At 55.9% G+C, this 25,545-nt stretch carries 19 protein-coding genes and 4 pseudogenes; 10 read left to right on the top strand and 13 right to left on the bottom strand.

Translation table 11 applies throughout. The features are described 5' to 3' along the window. The first annotated feature begins 395 nt into the window (after positions 1 to 395). From ACEPAJ_RS00135 to ACEPAJ_RS00155, 5 genes are all read left to right on the top strand, one after another. Positions 396 to 1,667, top strand: a complete 1,272-nt coding sequence (locus ACEPAJ_RS00135; RefSeq protein ID WP_425912864.1) for a TolC family protein — start codon at positions 396 to 398, stop codon at positions 1,665 to 1,667. A 66-nt stretch (positions 1,668 to 1,733) separates the two neighbouring features. Continuing rightward, positions 1,734 to 2,984, top strand: coding sequence for an efflux RND transporter periplasmic adaptor subunit (locus tag ACEPAJ_RS00140; RefSeq protein WP_034137069.1), 1,251 nt, complete (start codon positions 1,734 to 1,736; stop codon positions 2,982 to 2,984). Between the two features lie 24 nt (positions 2,985 to 3,008). Next, positions 3,009 to 6,170 (top strand): CusA/CzcA family heavy metal efflux RND transporter, encoded by a 3,162-nt coding sequence (locus ACEPAJ_RS00145; RefSeq protein ID WP_034137070.1) that lies wholly within the window; start codon positions 3,009 to 3,011, stop codon positions 6,168 to 6,170. A 159-nt stretch (positions 6,171 to 6,329) separates the two neighbouring features. Further along, the gene (locus tag ACEPAJ_RS00150) at positions 6,330 to 6,653 is read left to right on the top strand and encodes a DUF2790 domain-containing protein (protein WP_034137071.1); all 324 of its coding nucleotides are present in this window, start codon (positions 6,330 to 6,332) and stop codon (positions 6,651 to 6,653) included. Positions 6,654 to 6,824: 171 nt separating this feature from the next. Beyond that, positions 6,825 to 8,822 (top strand): heavy metal translocating P-type ATPase, encoded by a 1,998-nt coding sequence (locus ACEPAJ_RS00155; RefSeq protein WP_034137072.1) that lies wholly within the window; start codon positions 6,825 to 6,827, stop codon positions 8,820 to 8,822. 76 nt (positions 8,823 to 8,898) lie between these two features. Here the strand turns inward: ACEPAJ_RS00155 and ACEPAJ_RS00160 are convergent, their stop codons facing one another. From ACEPAJ_RS00160 to ACEPAJ_RS00180, 5 genes and pseudogenes are all read right to left on the bottom strand, one after another. Beyond that, positions 8,899 to 10,206: an OprO/OprP family phosphate-selective porin gene (locus ACEPAJ_RS00160; RefSeq protein ID WP_034137073.1), complete on the bottom strand. Its 1,308-nt coding sequence runs from the start codon at positions 10,204 to 10,206 to the stop codon at positions 8,899 to 8,901. Between the two features lie 400 nt (positions 10,207 to 10,606). Continuing rightward, positions 10,607 to 12,159 (bottom strand): IS3 family transposase gene (locus ACEPAJ_RS00165; RefSeq protein ID WP_169850854.1). Its coding sequence is split into 2 segments (ribosomal slippage): positions 10,607 to 11,697 and positions 11,697 to 12,159, totalling 1,554 coding nucleotides; the frame shifts between segments, so codons are not numbered across the junction. Positions 12,160 to 12,215: 56 nt separating this feature from the next. Next, positions 12,216 to 13,238: pseudogene (gene istA, locus ACEPAJ_RS00170) on the bottom strand (IS21-like element IS1162 family transposase); the annotation flags it as partial. A gap of 385 nt (positions 13,239 to 13,623) precedes the next feature. After that, on the bottom strand, positions 13,624 to 15,042 hold the full coding sequence (locus tag ACEPAJ_RS00175) for a heavy metal sensor histidine kinase (protein ID WP_034138162.1): 1,419 nt from the start codon (positions 15,040 to 15,042) through the stop codon (positions 13,624 to 13,626). Then, positions 15,039 to 15,713: a heavy metal response regulator transcription factor gene (locus tag ACEPAJ_RS00180; RefSeq protein WP_034138161.1), complete on the bottom strand. Its 675-nt coding sequence runs from the start codon at positions 15,711 to 15,713 to the stop codon at positions 15,039 to 15,041. Before ACEPAJ_RS00180 ends, ACEPAJ_RS00175 begins: the two co-directional genes overlap by 4 nt. Positions 15,714 to 16,402: 689 nt before the next feature. On the opposite strand from ACEPAJ_RS00180, the gene ACEPAJ_RS00185 reads away from it, so the two are divergent. After that, a complete protein-coding gene (locus ACEPAJ_RS00185) occupies positions 16,403 to 16,729 on the top strand; it encodes a DUF2790 domain-containing protein (RefSeq protein ID WP_034138160.1) in 327 nt (108 codons plus the stop codon). A 33-nt stretch (positions 16,730 to 16,762) separates the two neighbouring features. Here the strand turns inward: ACEPAJ_RS00185 and ACEPAJ_RS00190 are convergent, their stop codons facing one another. From ACEPAJ_RS00190 to ACEPAJ_RS00200, 3 genes and pseudogenes are all read right to left on the bottom strand, one after another. Then, positions 16,763 to 17,113, bottom strand: coding sequence for a DUF3147 family protein (locus tag ACEPAJ_RS00190; RefSeq protein ID WP_034138159.1), 351 nt, complete (start codon positions 17,111 to 17,113; stop codon positions 16,763 to 16,765). 162 nt (positions 17,114 to 17,275) lie between these two features. After that, positions 17,276 to 18,117 (bottom strand): annotated as a pseudogene (locus tag ACEPAJ_RS00195) (cation diffusion facilitator family transporter). Positions 18,118 to 18,235: 118 nt separating this feature from the next. Continuing rightward, positions 18,236 to 18,307: pseudogene (locus ACEPAJ_RS00200) on the bottom strand (zinc-ribbon domain-containing protein); the annotation flags it as partial. Positions 18,308 to 18,351: 44 nt separating this feature from the next. Between ACEPAJ_RS00200 and ACEPAJ_RS00205 the strand changes: the two are divergent. Both ACEPAJ_RS00205 and ACEPAJ_RS00210 read left to right on the top strand, forming a co-directional pair. Next, positions 18,352 to 18,621: a hypothetical protein gene (locus tag ACEPAJ_RS00205; RefSeq protein WP_425912868.1), complete on the top strand. Its 270-nt coding sequence runs from the start codon at positions 18,352 to 18,354 to the stop codon at positions 18,619 to 18,621. A 441-nt stretch (positions 18,622 to 19,062) separates the two neighbouring features. Further along, positions 19,063 to 20,758: pseudogene (locus ACEPAJ_RS00210) on the top strand (phosphoethanolamine transferase). Positions 20,759 to 21,101: 343 nt separating this feature from the next. Here ACEPAJ_RS00210 and ACEPAJ_RS00215 read toward each other — a convergent pair. From ACEPAJ_RS00215 to ACEPAJ_RS00230, 4 genes are all read right to left on the bottom strand, one after another. After that, positions 21,102 to 21,290 (bottom strand): AbrB/MazE/SpoVT family DNA-binding domain-containing protein, encoded by a 189-nt coding sequence (locus ACEPAJ_RS00215; RefSeq protein WP_034138156.1) that lies wholly within the window; start codon positions 21,288 to 21,290, stop codon positions 21,102 to 21,104. A gap of 223 nt (positions 21,291 to 21,513) precedes the next feature. Beyond that, entirely contained in the window at positions 21,514 to 21,702 is a 189-nt protein-coding gene (locus tag ACEPAJ_RS00220) for an AbrB/MazE/SpoVT family DNA-binding domain-containing protein (protein WP_034138156.1), read from the bottom strand. A 442-nt stretch (positions 21,703 to 22,144) separates the two neighbouring features. Then, positions 22,145 to 22,411: an antitoxin Xre/MbcA/ParS toxin-binding domain-containing protein gene (locus ACEPAJ_RS00225; protein WP_080761430.1), complete on the bottom strand. Its 267-nt coding sequence runs from the start codon at positions 22,409 to 22,411 to the stop codon at positions 22,145 to 22,147. A gap of 322 nt (positions 22,412 to 22,733) precedes the next feature. Then, positions 22,734 to 23,021: a helix-turn-helix domain-containing protein gene (locus ACEPAJ_RS00230; protein WP_059395176.1), complete on the bottom strand. Its 288-nt coding sequence runs from the start codon at positions 23,019 to 23,021 to the stop codon at positions 22,734 to 22,736. A gap of 85 nt (positions 23,022 to 23,106) precedes the next feature. Between ACEPAJ_RS00230 and ACEPAJ_RS00235 the strand changes: the two genes are divergently transcribed. Next, a complete protein-coding gene (locus tag ACEPAJ_RS00235) occupies positions 23,107 to 23,559 on the top strand; it encodes a hypothetical protein (protein ID WP_059395175.1) in 453 nt (150 codons plus the stop codon). A gap of 334 nt (positions 23,560 to 23,893) precedes the next feature. Here the strand turns inward: ACEPAJ_RS00235 and ACEPAJ_RS00240 are convergent, their stop codons facing one another. Continuing rightward, entirely contained in the window at positions 23,894 to 24,670 is a 777-nt protein-coding gene (locus ACEPAJ_RS00240) for a hypothetical protein (protein WP_092233637.1), read from the bottom strand. Between the two features lie 24 nt (positions 24,671 to 24,694). Here ACEPAJ_RS00240 and ACEPAJ_RS00245 point away from each other — a divergent pair, with 24 nt between their 5' ends. Then, positions 24,695 to 25,525 (top strand): hypothetical protein, encoded by an 831-nt coding sequence (locus tag ACEPAJ_RS00245; protein WP_286976168.1) that lies wholly within the window; start codon positions 24,695 to 24,697, stop codon positions 25,523 to 25,525. The last annotated feature ends 20 nt before the right edge of the window (positions 25,526 to 25,545 follow it).

The raw sequence follows: 25,545 nt of genomic DNA on the forward strand, positions 1-25,545 counted from the left end.
TTTGATTTACGGCAGTTTTTATTATGTGTACCGACGCGGGTGTCTTTATATGTTCTGACCCGGCGGCGCGCCTATGAAGAGCGCCGAGCTCATATTTGCAGGCCGAAGATAACGGGAGGGTGATAGGATAATTACAATTTCGTCATCTACAGGTTATCCGGGTGCCTAGCACCGTGTGTTAGCCATCTCTCTCGGTTGTAATCAAATCCTGGGTTCGACTGAATTTCTCAGTGTTTACGGGCATTACCCACTTTTCTTACGAAATTGTAATTTTCTAGTCACCCCTCTGATAGCTACCGCTCTTTAGAGTGCCATCACCTAATCCAGTGGGGCTTGGCAGCTGTTTCGGCGTTCTCGCCAAGCTTTATCGAACTTTGTGCACGAGGACCATTAAAGTGCCCCGGTATATCCGCAATGTCTTTCCTAAGACCTCAATCTCACCCTGGAAGATAGCCGCACTCTGTGCGGTCATCTCCGGGCTGATGGCACCTGCTGCATTTGCCCAAAGCATCAGCTTGCCTCAAGCGCTTTCGACGGCGATGGATGCCAACCCTGACATGGCCGCCGCCCGTCAGGAGATTGGGATCGCAGATGGGGCACGCAAGCAGGCAGGGCTTATCCCCAACCCAACAATCTCGTACGACGTAGAAGACACCCGTCGCAGCACTAGCCAGACAACTGTGACGCTCAGCCAGACCCTGGAGCTGGGCGGAAAGCGGGGCGCACGTGTTGACGTCGCCACCTATGGCCAGACTGCTGCACAGCTGGAGTTGGACCGTCGAGTGAACGCTCTGCGCGCCGAGGTCGTTCAAGCCTTCTACGCAGCATTGCGAGCGCAGACTGGCCTAGATCTAGCCAAGCAATCTCTGGAGCTGACTGAGCGTGGTCTGCGCATTGTCGACGGCCGCGTTCGCGCAGGTAAATCCTCCCCAGTAGAGGCTACTCGTGCTCAAGTACAGTTGGCCGAAGCCAAGCTGCAGGTCAGACGCGCCGAAACGGAGAAAGCGACCGCTTACCAGCAGCTAGCTCAAATTACGGGGAGCTCGGTCACAGTATTCGATCGCCTGGATTCGCCGACCCTCTCCCCAGGTTTGCCTCCGGACGCTGAAGAGCTGTTGTCGAGGCTCGATCAAACTGCGGAAATGCGTCAGGCCGTGGTGCAGATCGACAAAAGCGATGCGTCCCTCGGCTCAGAGAAAGCTCAGCGAATCCCAGACCTCACTGTAAGCGTGGGTAGCCAGTACGACCGCTCCGTACGTGAACGGGTCTACACTGTAGGACTGTCCATGCCATTGCCGCTGTTTGATCGTAATCAGGGCAACATTCTTTCCGCTTCTCGACGCGCAGATCAAGCCCGAGACCAGCGCAACGCAGTTGAGCTGAGGCTGCGTAGCGAAACCCAAACCGCAGTAAACCAGTGGGCGACCGCCATGCAGGAGGTCGAGTCCTACGACAAGACCATTCTGCCGTCCGCACAGCAGGCTGTGGAGACCGCAACTCGCGGTTTCGAGATGGGCAAATTCGGCTTCATCGAAGTGCTGGATGCCCAGCGCACCTTGATCGTCGCTCGTGGCCAATACCTCGATTCGTTGGCAACAGCGACCAATGCGCGTGCGCAGGTGGAAAGGGTTTATGGCGATGTCGGTTCGACTGCCGGCGTTCGTTGAACGGGCCAGAAATTTTCTTCGGCGCTCGGCATAACACGTCGGTGCCTATGATCAGCAGGAGTAGCAATGGATAACAAACGCAAGATCGCCCTCGCGGTCGCCGCTGTGGCAGCCCTTGGATTTGGCAGCCTTGCCTGGAACAACAGTTCCGGAGAGCAGGCCGCCAGTACCGTCGAGCACGGCGCTAACGATGGCCATGGCGATGAGAAGACGACCGCATCAGCCGCCAAAGAGGAGGGTGATGAGGGTCATGGTGCAGAAGGCCATAGCGAAGAGGGTGGTGAGGAAGAGGGCAAGCTGACCCTGAGCGCTGAACAGATCAAGGCAGCTGGGGTAGTCCTGGAGTCTGCGGCCCCCCGTGACCTCGGCACCGTTGTGACTTTCCCGGGGGAGATTCGTTTCGACGAAGACCGGACTGCACATGTTGTCCCTCGGGTCCCTGGCGTTGTTGAAAGTGTCCAGGCCGACTTGGGCGAAGCCGTTAAGAAAGGCCAAGTCCTCGCAGTGATTGCCAGCCAACAGATTTCTGACCTGCGCAGCGAACAACAAGCCGCACAGCGACGCGTAGAGCTGGCCCGCGTTACCTTCGACCGTGAGAAGCAACTGTGGCAGGACAAGATCTCCGCCGAGCAGGATTACCTGCAGGCACGCCAAGCGCTGCAAGAAGCAGAGATATCTCTGGCCAATGCCAAGCAGAAGGTCGGTGCCATCGGCGCTTCGGTCAATTCCGTAGGCGGCAATCGTTACGAGCTTCGGGCACCCTTTGACGCCGTGGTGGTAGAGAAGCACCTGACCATGGGTGAAGTCGTCAGCGAGGCGACTAACGCTTTCATCTTGTCCGACCTGAATCAGGTGTGGGCCACCTTCGCTGTCCCTCCCACTGAACTGGGCAAGGTGGTGACGGGCCGTGCGGTAAAAGTTTCATCGCCCGACATGAACGTCGAGGTCGACGGCAAGGTGGGTTATGTAGGCAGCCTGCTGGGTGAGCAAAACCGTGCAGCGACCGTTCGCGTTACCTTGACCAACCCTGACGGCGCCTGGCGTCCAGGTCTGTTCGTGAACATCGCCGTCACTTCTCAGACCGATCGAGTGGCTGTGGCCGTTCCTGAAGGCGCCGTGCAGACCGTTGAAGACAAACCCTCGGTATTTGTGCGCACCAGGGAAGGCTTTGACACTCGGCCGGTAAAAACGGGCCGCCGTGACAATGGATACGTGGAAATCATCGACGGCATCCAAGCCGGCGCCCAAGTAGCAGCCAGTGGCAGCTTTACACTCAAGTCTGAGCTCGGCAAAGCGTCTGCCGAACACGGTCACTGATGCGAACTGACAGGATGATTTCTCATGTTTGAACGTATCATCAGATTCGCCATTGAGCAGCGCATCGTTGTAATGATCGCTGTTCTGATCATGGCCGGCATCGGTATCTACAGCTATCAGAAGCTGCCCATCGATGCGGTACCCGACATCACTAACGTCCAGGTGCAGATCAACGCTGCTGCGCCTGGCTATTCGCCATTGGAAACTGAACAGCGGATCACGTTTCCAGTTGAAACGGCCATGGCCGGTCTCCCGGGCCTTCAACAGACCCGTTCCTTGTCTCGCTCTGGCCTGTCTCAGGTCACCGTGATCTTCAAGGATGGCACTGACATCTTCTTTGCCCGCCAGTTGATCAACGAGCGGCTGCAAGTTGCGAAGGAGCAGTTGCCAGAGGGCGTTGAGGCTGTCATGGGTCCGGTATCCACTGGGCTTGGTGAAATTTTCTTGTGGACCGTTGAAGCTGAGGATGGTGCGGTCAAGGAAGACGGTACACCGTACACCCCAACCGACCTGCGTGTGATCCAGGACTGGATCATCAAGCCGCAGCTGCGGAACGTCCCAGGTGTGGCCGAGATCAACACCATCGGTGGTTACGCCAAGCAGTTCCTGGTCGCGCCGGATCCGAAGCGCCTAGCTACATACAAACTGACCCTCAATGATCTGGTCGCAGCGTTGGAAAGCAACAACGCCAACGTCGGCGCCGGTTACATCGAGCGTAATGGTGAGCAGCTCCTCATCCGTGCGCCAGGGCAGGTCGGTAACATCGAAGACATCGCCAACATTGTGATCACCAGTGTCGATGGCGCACCGATTCGAATCAGCAACGTCGCTGACGTTAGCATTGGCAAAGAGCTCCGGACGGGGGCTGCCACCGAGAACGGTCGCGAAGTCGTACTCGGCACCGTGTTCATGCTGATCGGTGAAAATAGCCGTACCGTGTCTCAGGCTGTTGCCGCCAAACTGGCTGACATCAACCGTACCCTTCCAGAAGGTGTGGTTGCCGTGACGGTCTACGACCGCACCAACCTGGTTGAAAAAGCTATTGCAACTGTGAAGAAGAACTTGGTGGAAGGCGCGATTCTAGTAATCGCCATTTTGTTCCTGTTCCTCGGTAACATCCGTGCTGCACTCATCACCGCGATGGTGATCCCGTTGTCCATGCTGTTCACCTTCACCGGTATGTTCAACAACAAGGTCAGCGCCAACCTAATGAGCTTAGGCGCACTCGACTTCGGAATCATCGTCGACGGTGCCGTGGTAATTGTAGAAAACGCGATCCGTCGACTGGCTCATGCGCAACACAAGCATGGCCGTATGCTCACCAAAGCTGAGCGCTTCCATGAGGTCTTCGCTGCTGCGGGTGAAGCTCGCCGGCCACTGATCTTCGGTCAGTTGATCATCATGGTGGTGTACCTGCCGATCTTCGCCCTGACCGGCGTCGAGGGCAAAATGTTCCACCCCATGGCCTTCACCGTTGTGATGGCGCTGCTGGGTGCAATGATCCTCTCCGTCACCTTCGTTCCGGCAGCCATCGCCATGTTCGTCACTGGCAAGGTCAAGGAAGAGGAAGGCGTGGTGATGCGCACTGCGCGGCTGCGTTATGAGCCGATTTTGAAGTGGGTCCTTGGGCATCGGAACATCGCGTTCTCGGCCGCTGTAGTCCTGGTCGTGCTCAGTGGTGTGCTTGCAAGTCGTATGGGTAGCGAGTTCATTCCAAGCCTCAGTGAAGGTGACTTTGCGATGCAGGCCATGCGCGTGCCAGGTACGAGCCTGACCCAATCCGTAGAAATGCAGCAACGCCTTGAAAAGGCTGTGATTGAGCAGGTCCCGGAAGTAGAGCGGATGTTTGCGCGCTCGGGTACAGCCGAAATCGCATCCGACCCGATGCCGCCTAACGCCTCCGACGCCTACATCATGCTCAAGCCTCAGGATCAGTGGCCCGACCCTAAGAAGCCTCGCGATGAGCTGATTGCTGAAGTGCAGAAAGCCGCAGCCGGTGTCCCAGGCAGCAACTATGAGCTGTCCCAGCCCATCCAGTTGCGTTTCAACGAGCTGATCTCGGGCGTACGGAGTGACGTCGCAGTGAAGGTGTTCGGCGATGACATGGACGTGCTCAACAACACGGCCAACAAGATCGCTGCAGCGCTCAAAGCGGTACCGGGCTCTTCGGAGGTCAAGGTTGAACAGACCACCGGCCTGCCGGTGCTGACCATCAACATCGACCGCGAGAAAGCCGCACGCTACGGCCTGAACATCGCGGATGTACAGAACTCGATCGCCATCGCTGTCGGCGGTCGTACGGCCGGCACGTTGTATGAAGGCGACCGTCGCTTCGACATGGTGGTGCGCCTGCCTGAGACCGTACGTACCGACGTAGCAGGTATGTCCAGCCTTCTGATCCCTGTACCGGCCAATGCATCTCAAGGTGCCAATCAGATCGGCTTCATCCCGCTGTCGCAGGTCGCTAACCTGGACCTGCAGCTGGGTCCGAACCAGATCAGCCGCGAGAACGGCAAGCGTCTGGTGATCGTCAGCGCCAACGTCCGGGGCCGCGACCTGGGGTCGTTCGTTCAAGAGGCAACCGCTTCGCTGGATGCCAAGGTGCAGATTCCTGCTGGTTACTGGACCACCTGGGGTGGCCAGTTCGAGCAGCTCCAATCGGCGGCCAAGCGTCTGCAGATCGTGGTTCCGGTGGCCTTGCTGCTGGTCATGACCCTGCTGTTCCTGATGTTCAACAACCTGAAAGACGGCATGCTGGTGTTCACCGGTATTCCATTCGCACTCACCGGTGGCGTCGTGGCGCTGTGGCTGCGGGACATCCCGCTGTCGATCTCGGCTGGGGTTGGCTTCATTGCACTGTCCGGCGTCGCGGTACTGAACGGCCTGGTGATGATTGCCTTCATCCGCGGATTGCGAGAGGAGGGACGAACGCTTAGGCAGGCCGTCGACGAAGGCGCGTTGACCCGACTGCGACCTGTGCTGATGACAGCCCTGGTGGCGTCCCTGGGCTTCATCCCGATGGCCTTGGCAACCGGTACCGGTGCAGAGGTTCAGCGGCCACTGGCGACAGTGGTGATTGGCGGGATCCTGTCCTCCACCGCGCTGACTTTGTTGGTGCTCCCTGCCCTGTATCAATGGGCACACCGCAAGGATGAAGACGGTGATGAGGCCGAAGTGGTTAGCTGATAGCCACTAAAGAGAAGCCCACAACACACGTTGTGGGCTTTTTTGTTTTATATGAGCCAGATGCACTTACCTTTCAAAATTGTAAGTTTCTCGTCATGCCAGTGATGCCTATGCGTTGCTAAAGTTACGCCCGAGAAGATTTGAATTTGAGAGGTTATTATGAAAAAGCTAATTATTGCTGCTGCACTTGTTGTTTTCTCGATGGCTTCGCAGGCCAACACTTTCTCAGAAAGCAAGCAGCTGCAATATATCAACGACCACCAGACCGCTGTGGCGAAGTATGCCGAGAAAAATGGCAAGCCGATGCCGGAAATTCAAGATTACAAATACGGCATGAAAATCGATGTGGCGAAATTCGTGCGCCAATCTCAAGACCCCCGCACCTGCCAGGTCTACCCACGGTTGATGAGCTTCGAGGACTCCCAGGGTACGCTCAAAACGGTTCGCTACTCCATGTACTCGCAATGCATCAACAATAAGTAGTGAGCGCTTTGAATAGAATAATTAATGAATTCATAAATGCCAGGCAGAGCCTGGCATTTTTTATTTCCCCTGCGTGCCTTGTTAAGAGCGTCACTCTTAATGATCAGCCCTCGGGCAAGCCGTGAAATAGATTTCAGCTAATCAATAGCGATACCCCAGAAGGTACGAGTTATGAAAAGTTTGCTTGAACGCCCCGACGACCAAGCGGGGCACGAAGGCCACAGCCATGAGCATGGGGGCATCTTCGGCATGAACACCGAGTTGGTCTTCGCACTGATCTGTGGTGCGCTGCTCGGTGCCGGAGTTCTGGCCGGAAAGCTCGGGCTGATCGACAGGCTGCCGCTAGTTCTGTACGTATCTGCCTACGTGTTCGGTGGATGGTTCACCACCAAGGAGGCGATCAGCAATATCCGCCAGAAGCGCTTCGAAATCGACACGCTGATGCTGCTCGCCGCAGCGGGGGCCGCGAGCATTGGCGCCTGGGCAGAAGGTGCACTGCTGTTGTTCCTGTTCAGCCTGGGGCATTCACTGGAAAGCTATGCGATGGGCAGAGCCAAGAAAGCCATCGAGGCACTTTCCAAGCTCGCCCCTGCCACCGCCATCGTGCGGAGCACAAACGGCACGAAGGAGTTGCCTGTAGAACTCCTCGTGCCTGGCGACATTGTCATCGTACGCCCCAATGACCGTTTGCCGGCCGATGGCTTTGTGGTCGTAGGCTCTTCAAGCATCAACCAGGCTCCCGTGACTGGTGAGAGCGTCCCGGTGGACAAGCAACCAGTCGCTGATGCCGCTCTTGCCCGCAGCAAGCCGGATGCCGTGGATGCTGTGTCGAAAGTCTTCGCCGGCACCATCAATGGCGAAACCCTGATTGAGGTCGAAGTAACGCGTCGCTCCACGGAAAGCACCCTGGCGCGGGTCATCAAAATGGTCAGTGAAGCCGAGGTCAGAAAGTCGCCGACTCAACGCTTCACAGACCGTTTCCAAAGGGTGTTCGTCCCCTTGGTCCTGCTTCTGGTGGTAGGGCTGATGTGTGCTGGCATTTTCATCGATGAGCCATTCCGTGATTCGTTCTACCGTGCCATGGCGGTCTTGGTCGCAGCCAGCCCGTGTGCGCTTGCGATTGCTACACCCAGCGCCATTCTTTCCGGCATCGCCAGGGCTGCCAGAGGCGGGGTACTGATCAAGGGCGGTGCTCCGCTCGAAGAACTCGGTTCTTTGAATGCCATGGCCTTCGACAAAACCGGCACCCTGACCGAGGGGCGTCCCCGCATCACCGATGTGATACCGCTAGCCGGTACCCAGGTTCCGGACCTGCTGGCCGTCGCTATCGCAGTGGAGTCTATGAGCGACCACCCACTCGCCGCAGCTATCGTGCGCGACGGCGAGGAGATGATTGGTAGCAGGGGCAAATACCAGGCCAGGAACCTGAAAAACCTGGTTGGCCGCGGCGTACGCGCTGAGCTGGATGATCAGTTCGTCTGGATTGGCAAAGTCGAGATGTTCGGTGCCGACGCCATTCCGGCCCTTAGCAAAGCCGCCCTAGAGGCAGCAGAGCGCCTGCGCCAGTCGGGCCGCACTACCATGGTGGTGCGCCGTGCTGACAAGGATCTGGGGGTGATCGGCTTGTTGGACACCCCCCGAGAAGGAGCGAAAGAGGCACTCCAGAAACTCAGGGAAATGGGCATCGACCGCATGATCATGATTTCCGGGGACCACAACCGCGTCGCCGAAGCAGTGGGCAGGCAAGTCGGCCTGGACGAAGCGTGGGGAGATCTGATGCCAGACGACAAGGTACAGGCGATCAAGAACCTTCGCCTCAGCTCCCAAGTCGCCATGGTGGGCGACGGCGTGAATGATGCGCCTGCCATGGCCCATTCGAGCGTAGGCATCGCAATGGGGGCGGCAGGCTCCGATGTCGCCTTGGAAACGGCCGATATCGCGCTGATGGCAGACGACATCCGGCAGCTTCCCTTTGCGGTCGGCCTCAGTCGTCACACCCGCTCGATCATTCGCCAGAACCTGTTCGTCAGCCTCGGAATCGTGGCCATCCTGGTTCCCTCCACCATCATGGGCTTGAGCATCGGCGCTGCCGTTGCCATTCATGAGGGTTCCACGCTCCTTGTCGTGTTCAATGCCCTTCGCCTGTTGGCTTATCGTAAAGACGCCTGATCATTGAACGAAGCGCACAAAAAAGCCGGGAGTGCACTGAGCGCTCCCGGCTTTTTTGTGTCACCTGATTGGGGAATCAGAACACGTATTGTAGGCGAGTGATGAAGGCGTTGCCTTTGTCGTCGCCGACAGTGTTTTCGTTGTTGTCTGTGCGCACGTTGATGTAGTTGGCACTGACTTTCACCGCCTCGTTGACGTACCAGTTCACGCCGACCGTGTGGCTCTTGGCCTTGCGTTCATCGGATTGGTCCGCGGTGGCAACCAGATTGCCATCCTCGACCTTGATATCGTCGAAGCGGTAGAAAACTTCCCAGGCGCCCAGATCTTTGTTCTGTGGCTTGATGGTGTCGAATTTCGCGCCGTCGAGCTTATAAATTCGCGGTTCGCCGGTCAGCGTGTACGCCATCTGTGCGTAGTAACCCGAAGCCTTCATGTCATTGGCGGACTGATCAGCCTTCAGCTTGCGGCGAAGGTACTCAGCTTGAACGGAGAATGGACCCGTGGCCCAGGCGCCTTCAACGCCCCAGACCGAATCGTTGTCCCAAAGGCCTTCTTGCGCAGCAGCACCACCGAACAGCATGCGATTGCCGTTGGTTCCCGCATCGCCGCCGCCGTTGGTGTCTACACCGCGAACGCCCAGGCGCGAGCGTATACGGGTGTCGACGGCGCTGTCCTTGAGGTCGCGATAGGCATACTGGGCACCGACATGCAGGACATTACCGTCAGAGTGCAGCGGTGCGAAAACACCACGCACGTTGTAGCGCTTGGTGCTGTCACCGTCGGAGTCGTTGTTGGTTTCGCTGAAAACGCTACCCGACAGGTAGGCCATGTCAGCGATGGTGCTGGTCGCCTGAACACCCATGCCGGCGTTGTCGTTGATCCAGTCGGCTACGTCGTAGGAGAGGTTTCGCTCCATGGCAGTTGTCCACTTCGAGCTGGTTGCCTTCTCAAGACCGAAATCGGTGTAGAAGCGGCCGAAACGCAGCTGGACTGGGGCGAAGCCGGTGTACGTCAGGCTGGCCTCATCAAAGTAGCCATCGGAGTCGTTACCAGTGTTGCGGGACAGGTCATAGTTGACCTGGTATTTCCAGTCTCGGTACAGAGTGCCGCCGAACTCGATGTAGGCGCGACGGAAGTAGGCCGCATCTGCGGTATCGCCGTTCTTGGTGAAGACACCGTCGAATCGGCCATAGTCGGCCTGAACGCGACCGCCCAATTTGAAGCTGAATTCCTTGTCGGTGGTAGAAAGTTCAAGACCGCCCTTGGTTTTTAGAACTAGGTCAGCTCCGTCGGTAGTGACTGTTCCGGAAAATGCTTGCGAGGAAAATGTGCCTACTATTGCAGCGACCAACAGCTTTTCCCGCATGTTCGAAGAACGGATCATTGCTTGCCTCTCGTGTGTTAAGTGCTAGCAGCCGACAGATTGTTTCGCCCTGTGCCGGCCGTTATAGATCTTGAAGATAGGAGCAGGTCACGTTCGTCACCCGCTGTAACAAGATGCCTTTGTTCTAAGCACTCTGACTAGTTTGCAAGCAAAAATGACAGTTGTGTTGCTGGAGTGTTAAGGGGAGATTTTGTAACCTAACAAAATTGTCACCGAACAAGCCAATCCTTCTTATCAAAAAAGCTCTTTTTTATCAATCTGCGGATCTCCAATACCTGTGGGTTACGAATGCATGTCGATTTGATAACAAGATAGATATCTTTCTCCACTAGGTCATCCAGGAAACCCGGTATAGGAATGATCGGCGTTTTGCAAGGTAGTTGTCGCGTCAGCCGTGTTTTTAAGCTGCTATTTTCACTGCCGGCTGCTCCCTCTCTGGGTTGAGTGTGACGGCGCCGATAGGTTGCCAATTTCGCGTTGCACCTGACCAGCGATGAGGGTGTCTATGACGGGCTTGCTGGTACAGCACATGACGCTTGGCCAGTACTTCTTGATCCTCGCCGCGATGGCGCTGTGCCGGGGTCACGAAGCGGATGCGGCTATGGCGGTGTTCATGGTTGTACCAGCGGATAAAGTCGCGCACCCAGCTGCGTGCGGCTTCCAAATCGGCAAAGCCATCCTGCGGCCATTGCGGGCAGTATTTCAGGGTTCTAAACAGCGATTCCGAGTAGGGATTGTCATTGCTTACACGGGGTCGTCCGCGCGACGGGGTGATGCCAAGGTCGTACAGCTTGCTCAGCAGCGTCACTGATTTCATTGGCGCACCGTTATCCGAGTGCAGCACCAGGGGTTGGCCCGCGCAGCGCTCGCCGAGCACGGTACGCTGCATCAGTCCGGCCGCCCGCTCGCCGCTTTCTTGCTCGTAAACCTCCCAGCCCACGGCCTTGCGGCTGTAGATATCCTCGATCAAGTACAGGTAGTAATACTGCCCGCGCACTGGCGATGGCAGGTAGGTGATGTCCCATGACCAGACCTGATTGCTCTTCGTTGCACTGTGCGTGGTCGGTGCGGCGTGCTTGTGCGGCGCATGACTGCGACCGCGGCGATGCTGCTGATCAGCGGCTTTCAGCACGCGGTAAAAGGTCGCCTCTGAAGCCAGGTAGCGGCCTTGATCGGCCAGCCTTGGCACGATCTGACTCGGCGGCAAGCTGGCAAATGGCGGGCTGTTACAGACCTCCAGGATGGTGCGACGCTCCTCAGCACTCAGGGCATTGCTCGGGCGCGGACGTGGCGTGGTCGTACGCACATCGGCCTGTATAACCGGTGTCAGCGCCCAGCGTTGCAGGCTGCGTAACGACAGGCCGATCTCTGCGCAGGCCACCGCCTTGCGCGCGCCAGAGGCGACGGCGTGGTTAAAGCGTTCAACGAGTTGTTGCCGTTCTGGCAGCGAGGTCAAACGTCCTCGCTGTCGTTTCCCCAGAAGGCATTCATCTTTTTTCTCAGTACCAATATGGCGGCGGTTTCCGCCAGCGCCTTGTCCTTGCGCCGCAACTCGCGCTCCAGTTCGGTAATGCGTTTCTTGTCGGCACGTGCTTGATCTCGCTCTGCCTTGAGCTGCGCTTTAGCGGACATCTGGCCCGTAATGCAGGCTTGACGCCACGCGCTGATTTGCTCGGGGTACAAACCTTTGCTGCGGCAGTATTCGCTGAGCTCGATCTCGCTCAGGGTGGCCGCATGCAATACCGCTGCGAACTTGGCTTCAGCGGGCCAGTCATCGGTGTTGTTCTTGTCTCCAGGCACTACCGCGCCTCCTGCTTTGAGCTTGGTGCGCCAAGCATACAGCGTCGCTTCGGGGACACCTTCTTGGCGAGCGAGCTCAGCTACGGAGTGGTTGAGTGGCGGGAGTAACTTGTTCAGCAGGGCAGCTTTACGCTCAGGTGAATAGCTCGACATTACAGCTCTCTTTGACGCCCCCGATCTATCGTTTTGATAAATCAGCTCAGGCGACAACTAGCCTGACACCGGGGGAAGGTCACCACCTCGTAGGGATGCTGTGGCAGCGGCCGCAGCACCGGTTGATCGAGCCGCTCGAACCACTCCCGGCGGCAGCCATCGAGCTTCTTGAACGGGCGCTGGTTCAAGTCCTCCAGCAGCTTGGCAATCGCCTGGTTGAGCGCGTGCAGGCTGAAGAACTGCTGGTGGCGCAGCCGCGCCATGATCCAGCGTTCGACGACCTGTACCGCCACCTCGGCCTTGGCTTTGTCCTGCGGCTTACGCGGCCGCGCCGGCAGCATCACCGTGTCGTAATGCCGGGCGCACTCCAGCGCGGCGCGGTTCAAGCCCGGCTCGTAGCGGTCGGGATGGGCGATCAGGGCGCGCGGGTTGTCCGGCACCACCATCTCGCTGACCCCGCCAAAATAGCTGAATGCCTGACCCAGCGCGGTCAGCCAGTCCACCTGGGTTTCCCCCGGCGTGGCGCAGGCATAGGTGTAGTTCGAGGCCCCCAGCGCTGCGACGAAGATATGCGCCCGGCTGATCTCGCCGGTGGCCGGGTCGATCACCGGCAGCGTCGGGCCGGCGTAGTCGATGAACAGCTTCTCGCCGGCCCGGTGCTGTTGACGCATCGAGCGTTTGAGGGTGCTGGCGTAGCGGCGGTAGTGCTCGACGAACTGGGTATAGCGGTAGGTCGGCTGCTCGGGATGGGCGGCGACGTACTCCTCCCACAGCAGTTGCAGGGTGACGCCCTTGCGCCGCAATTCGCGGTGGATCGTGATCAGATCCGGCAGCACCCGCTCGCCGCGGGTCTGGCGAACCCTGGCAGTGGGCAACAGTGCCGCCGCCAGCGCCACCTCATCCAGCACGGCCAGCGCCGGCCACTCCATCCCGGTTTCAGCGGCTGCGGTGACGTACTTACTGACGACGCCCTTGGACAGCTGCAAGGCCCGGGCGATCTTCTCGTGAGAGAGGCCGCCCTCGAACTTGAGGCGCAGACATTCTTTGATATTACGCATGGCTACTCGCTGCGCCGCCATCCCTCTACTCCTCGAAATCGGGCGAGGGTGACGGTCGCGTCAGGTCATGCGCAACGGGGTGGAAGCGTTTCGCTAAGCCGTGACCGACGATTTCGGTAAGTCGTGACCGCCTGTTTCGGAGCAGGCTGGAAATCGGTCACGTTGATAGCGAAATGAGCGGTCACGCGTTAGCGAAATGTCCGGTCACGATCTACCGAAACAGCCGGTCACGGTGGGCCGAAATACGCAGTATTTCACCCAACTGTGGAGGAATGCCAATCCAGAGGAGCAGAGGATCATAAAGTCGGTGATTTTGCGATCGCCCATGGAGCCTGTGGTCCTCAGGCACTGATGCTTGCACACAAAAAAGCCCGTCAATTGACGGGCTTATGCATGTCTGCGCTGGTTAAGCAGCAGCCATTACAGGTTCTTTAAACTGGGCTTCGGGAAAGTGAAGGTGGAACCACGTGAAGTTCTCTTCGGTTACTTCCACGCTCGCCGAGCCCTGATGCAAGCTCATAATCGACTGAACGATGGCTAAGCCTAGACCGGTACCGCCCTCACTCCGTGCTCGGCTCTTGTCCACTCGATAGAAACGTTCAAACAAATGCGCATGGTGTTCCCTCGCGATCCCCCGGCCCGGGTTGCCGACACTCAATGTCGTACCGCTCGTACCGTGTTGCACCTTCACGTAGACCGTGCGGCCGCGTGGGCAGTAGCGAATAGCATTTGACACCAGGTTCGAGACGGCCCGTTGAATCATGAGACGATTACCGCGCACTACGTCCTCATTGCCAGAGATTTGCAGCTGGATCTCGCCTTCTTCTGCCGAAATGCTGAAGAGATCGCATACACGCTCAACCTCGTCGACCAGCGACACGGGTTCAAACTCCACCATGGATGCTGGGTGACTGACCTGAGCCAGGAACAGCATGTCGGAAACCATCCGGCTCATGCGGTCCAGCTCTTCTGTGCACGATTCCAGCACTTCCCGGTACTCTTGAAGCGATCGTTCTCTGGTCAAGGCAACCTGGGCCTTACCCATCAGGTTGGAAAGCGGTGCACGCAACTCGTGAGCAAGATCGTCAGAGAATTGAGAAAGCTGCTGCACACCGTCATCTAGGCGAGCCAGCATGATGTTAATGCCGTCAGCGAGCTCTTTAAGCTCTGAGGGCATTCCATCCGTTGGCAGGCGATGGTCCAGGCTCTCGGTGGAGATTTTCGAGGCAACTTTCAAGAACTTGGTCAGAGGTAGCAGTCCGCGGCGCACGGTCCACCAAGCGATGGCCAAGATCAATGCGAGGATGACGGGCGACATCATCAGGGCCCAGGTCAGCAATGCATCGAGCAGGGCCTCACTGGATGACTGGTCCATGGTCATGTAGACGCTGACTTCGGTTCCATCGGCTAAGCGCATGATACGAGAAGCGCTCAACAGTGGGCGGTCCTGGGTATCACGCCATTCATGCTCTTTAGGCTGCGCAGCCGGCTGGAACTTGTGCACCTCCAGATTGACCTGCTTTGAGCCTATCGAGAGCAAAGGTACCTGCTTTGTTGATGTATCGAATATGCTCACGTACAGGTTGTTATGGCCCATGACCAAATCAACTAGCTGGTGCGCATCCGCGTTGACGCCGGAGATATCGTTGATAGTGGACAGGTTGTGAGCCATGCCTGCCATCTTCACTTCTAGGTCTGCTCTGGCATTTCTTTCCAGCGCTTGACCCACCATCAAGTAGCCAAAGGTCGCGAACAGAAGCAGTAATGCTGCGCTCATCAACCCGACTTTGAACCCTAGCTTTGCAGCCAGGCTGAACGGACTCATGCGCGTTCCTCGAAAACGTACCCAACGCCACGAAGCGTATGAATGAGCTTGGTTTCAAACGGGTCATCGATCTTTGAGCGCAATCGCCGGATCGCAACATCGATGACGTTGGTGTCGCAGTCAAAATTCATGTCCCAGACCAGAGAGATGATCTGGGAACGAGTCAGCGCTTCACCCGTCCTGCTCATGAGCAGGTGCAGGAGCGCAAATTCTTTTGTGGTGAGATCGATGCGTGTGCCACCACGGAAAACTCGATGGCGCACGGAGTCGAGTTCCAGATCGGCAATCTTCAGCGAGCTCTTCTCGACGAGTTCATCGCCACGTCTCTGGAGAGAACGGATGCGAGCAAGCAGCTCGGGAAACTCGAAGGGCTTCACCAAGTAGTCATCCGCGCCGCCATCCAATCCCTTGAGCTTGTCGTTGATGCGACCACGGGCTGTGAGCATGATGATGCGGACCCGGCTGGATTTCCTGATGGTTTCCAGCAGATCCCATCCGTCGATACCTGGGAGGTTCACATCGAGGAGAACCAACGAATAGACATTGACGTTGAATAGGTGAAGGGCATCAACACCGTTGTGCACAATGTCTACGACATACCCGCTTTCGGATAGGCCCTGCTGAAGATATTCCGCAGTTTTAATTTCGTCTTCGACAACTAGAACGCGCATGACTTATCTCAAGGTGTGAAGAAGGAATTGGCCAATCCGCCAAGAGGTTTGCAGGCTGTTTAAAGGTTCGGCTGAGTGCATGGCATGCGGTAGTCGCTACCTCTGTCCATACGCCGTGGTCACCTGAGGACGCTTGAATCTTAACGCGAAGAAGCTGGCCGTGGCGAAATCCTACAAATTTGTAATGTAGCCGTAAGATTGCTGACAGTCATACCGGCATACCCTTTGAGCTTAGCGGATTCAGCGGCCTTCAGCCGGTTGAGCACTCAGTAGCTGGCATGTGAATTCGGTCGTAAAAGGCGGCATTTCTGCCAAGCCGTTCTGTTTTGCCAGGAAAATTCCTTGGGGAGCTACCAAGAGCTCGTTGCCAACCACCGATCAGTGGCATCGCAGGATGCGCTGCGCTGCGCGCGGCTATGATTTCTTGATCCGTCGAAAGTGCAGATAATTACTTTACAATCTATTACATGTCCAAATTGTAATTTCACAATCATCTTGTCGTTAGCCGCCTTTGCTAGTTTTAGTACAGCACACAGGCAGCGCTGCTTTGGAGTCGTCTCATCCGGAGCAGCATGGCGGGAGTAACGAAACCCTGCTCACGCCAATGCATTCACCTTGGAACCATACGCTCCTTTGGTAAGGTGAATTTTAGCGCCCGCCGTGGGCGCTTTTTTATTAATGGACTTCTCATGAAAACCACTAGATCTGCAATTGCCGTATTCATGCTCTTCTCTGTGCTGTCGACAGATGCTCTAAGTAGCGTGCAGATCAATGAGGATCTTGAGCAGTCTGCTCGGCAGGCTACAGAGCGCTATGCACAGAGCGTGAAGAAGCCCATGCCAGAGCTTGAAGACTACACCTATGGCATGAATCTGGACGTTGGGAAGTTGGTGTACGTGTCGCCCAACGTGCGGTACTGCGGCAACGTGAAAAGCATGATGGCCTACGAGGACTCGAAGGGCGAATTGCACATGGTTCGCTACCTGGTGAAAGGCGAGTGCGTTAATAGTCGGTGAGCGGCCACCCACTTGCTGCCCCCGGCGCTTAGCTCACAGCAACTCGATGCCAAAACGACGTAGCAGCAGAGCAAAGCCCCCAAAACTTACCATGGTGATGATGATGCTGATGATAAGCGTCGGCCAAAAGTCCAGTTTGGGCAGCAGCACCGGAAAAGTGATAAACATTGGCAGGGTTGGAAGGACGTACCAGAACGTATACCAGGCATGATTAGCTATCTTTTCCATACTCTGGTTTTCCAAGTACAGCCAGATCAGCGTCATGACCGTGACCAGAGGCAGAGCGGCAACTAGGCCACCCAGCTTGTCGCTACGTTTTGCCAGCTCTGATACTAGAATCACTATTCCGGCAGTGACTAAGTACTTCGTGATGATCCAAGCCATTGCTGAACCTCCTACGGGCACTCGAGAGAGTCTGTCGGAATCTTCCCAAGGCGCTCACGAAGTGCTCCTGCCGTTTTGACGCCTATCATTCCCGATCTTTCCTTTACGACACCACTCTCTCTGTTTGAAGAGTGGTGCGTTGACCAGGTGGTTACCAACCGATCAGTGCGACGGTAACGGCATGCTCTGGTGGAAAGCTGCGCGCTCGATCTGAATGGTGCAGTGGTGGATTTCGAACGCATCGCTGACCGCTTCCACGACGCCCGCCAGCACGGCATCTCCATCTGCTGTGTCACCCACTACTACGTGCGAAGTCATCACGTTGCTGCCGCTACTGACGGCCCAAACGTGCAAATCGTGTACATCAGTGACGCCATCAACGTTGCGGATGGTGGTCTCGATTGCCGCGACGTCAAGCCCCTTGGGACACCCTCCATGAGGATGCCCAGGCTCTCGCGAAGCAGCTGCCATGTCCGCGGCAGTACCCAGAGGCCGATTGCAACAGCGACAATCGTGTCGACCCAGGTCCAGCCAGTGAAGCGGATAATGAGAGCCGCGATGATTACGCCCAACGATCCGAGCATGTCGCTCCAAACTTCGAGGTAAGCCCCTTTGACATTGAGGCTCTCGTTGCTGGCAGATGCCAGAAGACGCATCGAAATAAGGTTGATGATCAGGCCAGCGATCGCGATCCACATCATCGCGCCAGTGGCGATCTCCGTCGGCATGAAGAAGCGTTGGTAGGCTTCGTACAAGATGTACATTGCCACCAGGAAGAGCAGGACTGCGTTGAGCGTGGAGGCCAGGATCTCCAACCGCGCATAGCCAAAGGTTCGTTTTTGATCCGCCGGCCGCTTGGCTATCTGGAGCGCAATCAGCGATATCGCCAAGGCGGCGGTGTCAGTGAACATGTGAGATGCATCCGACAGCAGCGCCAAGCTGCCGGTTATCCATGCACCGATTACTTCAGCAATCATAAAGCTGCCAGTCAGGGCCAATGCCATGACTAGCTTCTTCTGATGTCCCTCACGTACTGCTGCACTGCCATGATCATGATTCGATCACACGTATTTCTCCTTGCGCAGGGGGGTGGTCGCGTTGGCTTACCAGGGTGGCCAGGCGCTAAGGCGTGGCTTGGCCGCACTGGCTGCAGAATTTCGCTCCTGACGTCAGCGAGGAGCCGCAGGCCTTGCAGCCACTCGATAGTGGTGTTCCGCAGTTTAGACAAAAGCGCGCAGATGGGCGTTAGCGGTCCGGCACTGCCTGCAAGGCTGCAGATCAGTGATTGGGGCTTGGGATATTGCCCGCCCACTGTCAATTACCCGGTCATTGCCGTCGCAGCTCTGCTGCTGGTCATAGCGGTCATGCCGATCGCTCCCGTGCCCACCACTGTGGTGCTTACCACCGCCGTGGTTTCCCCGGCCGTGGTGGCCGCCCAAGATGTTCTTGAAAAAGCTCATGGTGTTCGTCCCTCATTGATAAGTGACATAAGCACGGGCAAAAGTTAAGGAAGTGTTCTGCTCGCGAGAAAGACTTCTAAATTGAAGTAAAAGTTCAAAATGAGCGTACGACAAAACAAGCCCATTTTGTTTATGAAATTTAATTTAATTCGCTGGTGGCACTAACCACACAGCAGTCGAACGTGTCCGATTTTTTATCATAGCCTGGTCGATCACAATCAAAAAAGCCATTGCTGCGATTCTGACAGCATTGTAATCACGAGGTCATCGTGTCGTTATCGTGTTCCGGAAATAATGCGCCTAGCGAGAGTTTACTTCTCATTCAATTCTTTTGCCTCAAACATCCTAAGCGCCCTTAAGCCATAGGGCTCGGGGTCTCTGGCGCTCCGCACGCCCACCTTCGCACAGTATCTGTCGATGGTTTGCCTGGTAGCTACCGAGGATTCCATAGCCATGCGTCATGGATCAGCAGCCTCCTAGAGTTTGATAATGACACCTTCGAAATCCATTGTTCACACCCTGTTCAGTAGATTGATCTTTGCTATTCGCAGTACTCGACAAAAAGGCATCAGCACCAATCTGCTCATCGGGCTGGTAACTCTTTGGTTGTTGCTATTTACGAACGCTGAGCTTTGGCGTGTTCTTACGCGGCTGATTTTCAATGCCGATGAAGTTAATTGGCTGCTCGCGAGTAGCCTGCCAGTTGTTGTGTTGCTTGGGTGTTTACCATACTCAGTCTGCTGTCATGGGCACGGCTCGCCAAACCGCTACTGTGCCTGATCCTGATCAGTGCGGCTTTCGCCAGCTACTTCATGAATGCTTACGGCATCGTCATTGATTACACCATGTTCACCAACGTCGTGGAGACCGACGTCAGTGAGGTCTCCGAGCTACTGAACTGGAAGCTCGGCCTCTGGTGGCAATGGTAGGGGGATTGCCCGTTTACCTGATCAGTCAGGTGCCGCTCCGACGTAAGCCCTGGATCAAAGCGTTGGCCAGTAGACTCATTGTCCTTTCGCTTGCCCTAGTCACCCTTGCCGGCATTGTGCTGAGCCAATACCAGTCTTATGCGTCCTTGCTGCGCAACAACCGGGAGATTCGGCTCATTCTGGTTCCCACCAACCTGTTTGCGGCCAGTCATGGCTACCTGAAACGTCAGTTGGCCACGCCGAAAGAACTGACCACCATCGGTACCGATGCAGTAGTGAAAAGGCAGGGAGCAGCTCGCAAACCCAAGCTGCTGGTGCTGGCAGTGGGGGAGACAGCACGCTCTGCCAACTTCTCCCTCAATGGCTACTCCCGTGATACGAATCCGGAACTGAAAAAACGCAATGTCATAAGCTTCTCAAATGTGAGTTCCTGCGGCACCGCCACCGCGGTATCACTGCCGTGCATGTTCCTGGACGTCGGCAAGGATGAGTACAAGGACGGCTTGGCCAAGAGCCGAGAAGGGCTACTCGATGTGCTTCAGCGCGCAGGCATCAGCGTAATGTGGACTGACAACAATTCGGGCTGTAAAGGGGTCTGTGACCGGGTGCCTAACCACAAGGCTACCCAACATGCGGATGCTCAGCTGTGCACCAGCGACGAGTGCAAGGACGGGGTGCTGCTCTCGGAAATGGAGGACTTCATCAACCGTCAGGAAGGCGATGCTGTCCTGGTGCTCCACTACAAAGGCAGCCACGGCCCAGCCTACTACAAGCGATATCCCTCGCAGTTCAAGAAATTCGAGCCGGTCTGCGAGACCAATGAGCTCGACAAATGTAAGCAGCAGGAGGTGATCAATGCCTACGACAACTCGATCCTCTACACCGACTACGTAACGGCCGGGCTGATCGACATCCTGGCTGCGAACACCAAATTCGACACTGCGCTCATGTACGTCTCGGATCATGGGGAGTCACTGGGAGAGGGTGGCCTCTACCTACATGGGCTGCCCTATGCGATGGCCCCGGACGAGCAAACCAAGGTGCCAATGGTGCTCTGGATGTCTGACTCTATCGCGAAGAGCGAACGGCTGAATATGGGCTGCTTGAAAGCCCAGACAAACTCGCCATTGAGCCATGACAACCTGTTCCACACGGTGCTCGGGATGATGAGCGTCCAGACATCCTCGTATCGCTCAGCCCTAGACTTCACTGCCCCTTGCAAGCCCTTGGCCGGAAGCACGTACTCCGGCCTCTGAATGCTCGAAGTGCGATTGAAATACTCGCTCGTATCAGCTGCAATATTCAATTGGAGAGCAGAAAAGTCAGTTGAATCTGGTTGCCCAGGTTTTGCTCGCTGTGAATGTCGACCTTGCCACCGCAGTGTTCCACGATCCGTTTGTACCGCGAGCGATGCGCCTGCAGTGTACGTTCAAGCAATTCGGGCCAATCAAGCGCATTGACCAGTGTTGAGACCTAGGCTGGCATCTCGGTTGCTGCCGTTCTAGTCATGGGTAACCTGGGTCGCAGCAGGTGGCGACTGAGCGTAATCGACCTATGAAGCGGCCGGTCGACAACGACCGCTGTGGGTCGAAAGCTGCCTTAGGGCTGGGCGTCTGCATCACTAATTGGCTTTAGCACTATGCTCCCGCCTATCAGCTGTATGCTCAGGGAATCACCGATTTTGAGACCCATGCGTTCGAGGATATCGTCCGGGAGGTCAGTGATGACATCCCCAGTACCATCACCTGGTTCTTGGCATTTCAAGGTTGTCCGCACGGATTCATTCATAAGGGGCGGCTCCTTATGAGCTGATGGGGAAGCCTCCATCCTACGCCCACTTGCCCCTACTGGCAGCATTCGACCCACTGCGAAGGCTGGATGTTGGAGCCAGCACCGGCAAGCTCTGCTTTCGCAAGTATGAAGGAGTTTAGTGATAATCCTGCTTCCGGCTGGCGGCGATGGCGCTGACAACTCAGCTTAGGGCCGTGTCTGCTTGAGGTCGAAAGCTGCCTTAGGGCTGGGCGTCTGCATCACTAATTGGCTTTAGCACTATGCTCCCGCCTATCAGCTGTATGCTCAGGGAATCACCGATTTTGAGACCCATGCGTTCGAGGATATCGTCCGGGAGGTCAGTGATGACATCCCCAGTACCATCACCTGGTTCTTGGCATTTCAAGGTTGTCCGCACGGATTCATTCATAAGGGGCGGCTCCTTATGAGCTGATGGGGAAGCCTCCATCCTACGCCCACTTGCCCCCTACTGGCAGCATTCGACCCACTGCGAAGGCTGGATGTTGGAGCCAGCACCGGCAAGCTCTGCTTTCGCAAGTATGAAGGAGTTTAGTGATAATCCTGCTTCCGGCTGGCGGCGATGGCGCTGACAACTCAGCTTAGGGCCGTGTCTGCTTGAGGTCGCAAGCAGCCAGTCGCTAATGACCGCGCTATCGAACCACTGAGCACCATCCGAGACAGAGCTTTGTTTACCGCGGAGCGTGAGCCCGTTCGCTCGAATACCTTCCTAACAAAGGGGCTTCCCCTTAGGCATACGCTTGATGCGGTTCGAGTTAGATCCTGCGATAGACACAGCTAATCCTATGTCAGACGAGATGTAGACAGGTCCTCTGGCATGGAACCCAACGGCGTTAAGTGTAGACACCGTGTTCAATTCGTCCTAGGAGTGTCACAACTTGCTGGTAGCCCGATCGAGTCACCAAGGTGCTGCAAGGTGACTGATGCCTTAGCCCGATTGCTGGCTTGTACAGCCATTGCGCGGCAAGCACTCGACTGCCAAGCACCAGCGTTGCCAGATGCACGATTTCTTCGCACCTGCCCTTGAAGCTTCGGTGGTCGATGCTCCAGCACCCCTGCGGCGAGCATGGGCACAGCGCTAATATCTGAGGATCCTTCATTTGCAAACCTCAAAGGTGAAAGCCTATCTCTCAACCGGCAATTCGGCCAACAGGTTCCATTCCTTTGCCGGCATGTGCTGCTATGTCGAGAAACCTTCCTTGCGTCTGTACCCGCCTTCGCAAAAGCCTTCGGGCGTCGTCTTCATTTTCCGACTTTATACGCCACTTATCAGTCTTTACCTTCCGTCGGCCCTTCATTGCCTCTCCTCTTCCACGTAGGTAGCGCCCAAGATCAAACCAGCCGCAGGGTCAGATCGCGCAGACTTTGGTTGCATCCGATCGGACATCTCAGTCCATGCTGAAGGGGGACAGGCGCCCCTCCTCATCGGTCCGATGGCGTCACGCTTAGCTCCTCACGAACGCGCTCAATGATTGAATCCAGAGTGGCATCCTTGTCCATAAAAAGGTAGCACTGGGTCAAGATCGTCAAAGGATGAACATTCATGACAGAGGCGAGCCCATGCACCATTTCGAGGGTAGGGCCCTTTCCTCCGGCTTCCAGTTGACTAAGGTAGGTTTGGCTACTGTGGCCGCCGAACTCTTCTTGGCTGAGGCTACGAGATTTCCTCAGCAACCTCATGGCCTTACCAAATGCCTGTTTCAGCTCCATTTTTTCATTCCTACAAAAGGAATGATGAAGCCGTCTTGAACGCCATACATCCATTAACTATTGTTAATATTTTGAGGGTTTTTCGATGTTCAAGACCTATAGCCATGCCGAACTCAGCCCAGCCGGTATTTTCGGCGAGCCCGCCAGCCGTCACTGGAAATTTATTGAGCTGGAGCTGCACCACCCATGGTTTTACGTGGAGCTTGTGCGCGATTACGGTGACGACATCGTGGGCAGCATGCTGATGATCCCCACGGTACCGATCCTACAGCAGATGCTTTCGGAGCTTGATGACCGCTCATGGCTCGCGCAAGCACATCTGATGTCACCTGGTCACATGAGAGGCGGTAACGACTGGGTGATGGAACCGCTTCAGGAAGTGAGCATTGCTGAAGACGCGTCAGGAACAGAAGAGGGCTATATCTATAAGGTAGTAGGCGGGGCTTGTTACAGCATTCATCACTCAACTCAGCGAGATAACCTCAAGGTCACTGAAATTATTTTTTTGGCTGAGCGCGATCTACGCGTGAGTGGATGATTAAAGTAGCTTACGCATTTAATTTATCGTTACGGCTTTTAGAAGGCAAATAGACTATTCTAGAGTAATTATCTTGGTTTTTACTATTGAATTAGCTGCAATCAGTGCTATCTTTATGGAGGCGAGTTTCAGATGTTGTCATCCTAAACTGTTTAATCTCCTGCCAGTAAGCTTAGGACTTTCTCCACCCAGCGATCAACTGGTTGTCAGTGAGCCTAGGCTGGCCCAGGTGTATTTTGGGGAGAGGCTTGCGCTACCCAGTGCAGTATGAGCATAGGCCTTCAGGTTATGAATTTTTCAAGACTAACGAACGGCTCATCAACAGTAACTGGCTTCAATAGAAAATATTTTTAGTTACTCTGCGACGATTGATCCTATGGATTTTTTCAGGTGTACGAGGAGTCTTGTTAGGCCAAGTGACGGCTTCATGCTGTGGTGTCATCCGAATCACCGCCTCGTAGGTACCGACCCTACCACCGTTCTTCCGATAGACTGTCAATGCTTCTTTTGTCAGCAGAGCTTGCAGGGACCACCAGTGATCGGACGCCTTAATGTAATTAGTAATTTCGGGATCTATCCAGCCTGCTAGCCAAGATATTTGGTTTGCGAGCAAACGGAGGCTGTTTACCGTTTGGCGTGGCCGGCGAGGTATAAAGCCCAGATTGCCATAGGAGTCAAACTCCGGCGTTCTCCAGATCTGATCGTGATGGCCAATCCTATTTCGAACATCTCGTACTTGGCTAAGTAGGTTGGCCAGTCTATCGACAAACGCCGCATCATCGTATGGCGTCGTAGCAAGGTCAGGGGCGTTTGGAAATGCTATTGATAAAACGCTAGCCTGCATGCCAGCAGGGTGCGATTTATGCTTCAAGCCTTTGATAATCGTTTCCCAGAATCCAAAGGGGACCTTCGCGACAATGTCGTCAACAGTTGCATTCCCTTTTCCTTTCTTCTTTGCGATCTTCCCTACCGCGCCGAGTACATCCTCGTGGGTGTATCGTGTGGATCTGGGGTTGTTGCCCCTTGCTCGGTCATTATTGGCCAAGCCCTGACTGCATGGCCAGCTGATGCGCTTAACATCCGTTGTGCTTAGCCTGTAGGTGACTTCCATCCCCGCTCTGAGCAATGATGCGGAATGGTCGTAGACGAGAGGAAGAACATGGACGAAAGGATCTTGCAGCTAATCGGTGATGCTCAGTTCGAGCGTTGCCTTTATGAAGCTGCGATGTTTAATCTCGAAGACCGCAGGAACAGGCTTCGCTTTCATAACTTCGCCTTTGCTATGCGCGAGCTGGTGGGTCACACGCTGAAGCGCCTGGCTCCAGACGCCGAGGTCAAAAAGTGCATATGGTGGCAGCAGAAGGCAGAAGGCGTTGTCCCGGAGGTAACGCGAGTCGAGCGGTGTGTGTATGCAACGCAGGGCGGGCTTTCCAACCACTACGTGCGAACAAAGCTCCGGTTGGACTTCGCTCAGGAGTTTGAGGAGCTTCGAGATGCCGTAGTCCGTTTGAACGGGTACGTCCACATCACACCAGAAGTTTTCCTCATGGAGGAGGACGACATCGAGCACCTCGCAGTAGAAACAATCGAAGCCGTGGCCGGACTGATGGCCTGCATCCAAGAGTGCAGAGCCGCCGTCGGGGATCGTTTATCGCATGCGATCAATGATGCGACGGTCCAGCAGATTGTTGGGGAAAGTTTGGACGCTGTAGATGAGCTAGCCTCGCACTATTCCCTTGAAGAAATCTATGTGGAATCGCATGAGGTTACCAGTATTACCTCAGAGACTGTACACATCAGGGTAAGCGGTAGCATAGGGGTAACACTGCAGTGGGGATCTAACTCTGATCTCAGAAGAGGCGATGGAGCCGAATTGGATGAGTCGTTCGATTACACCTGCGAATTGACCTGCGAAGCGGCAAATCCAAATCCTGAGGCGCTAGAGTTCGTCGAATGTTGGCGCTGATGGAAAATTGACCCACCGGG

This window comes from Pseudomonas sp. GWSMS-1 (assembly GCF_049847425.1).
Lineage (GTDB): Bacteria > Pseudomonadota > Gammaproteobacteria > Pseudomonadales > Pseudomonadaceae > Aquipseudomonas.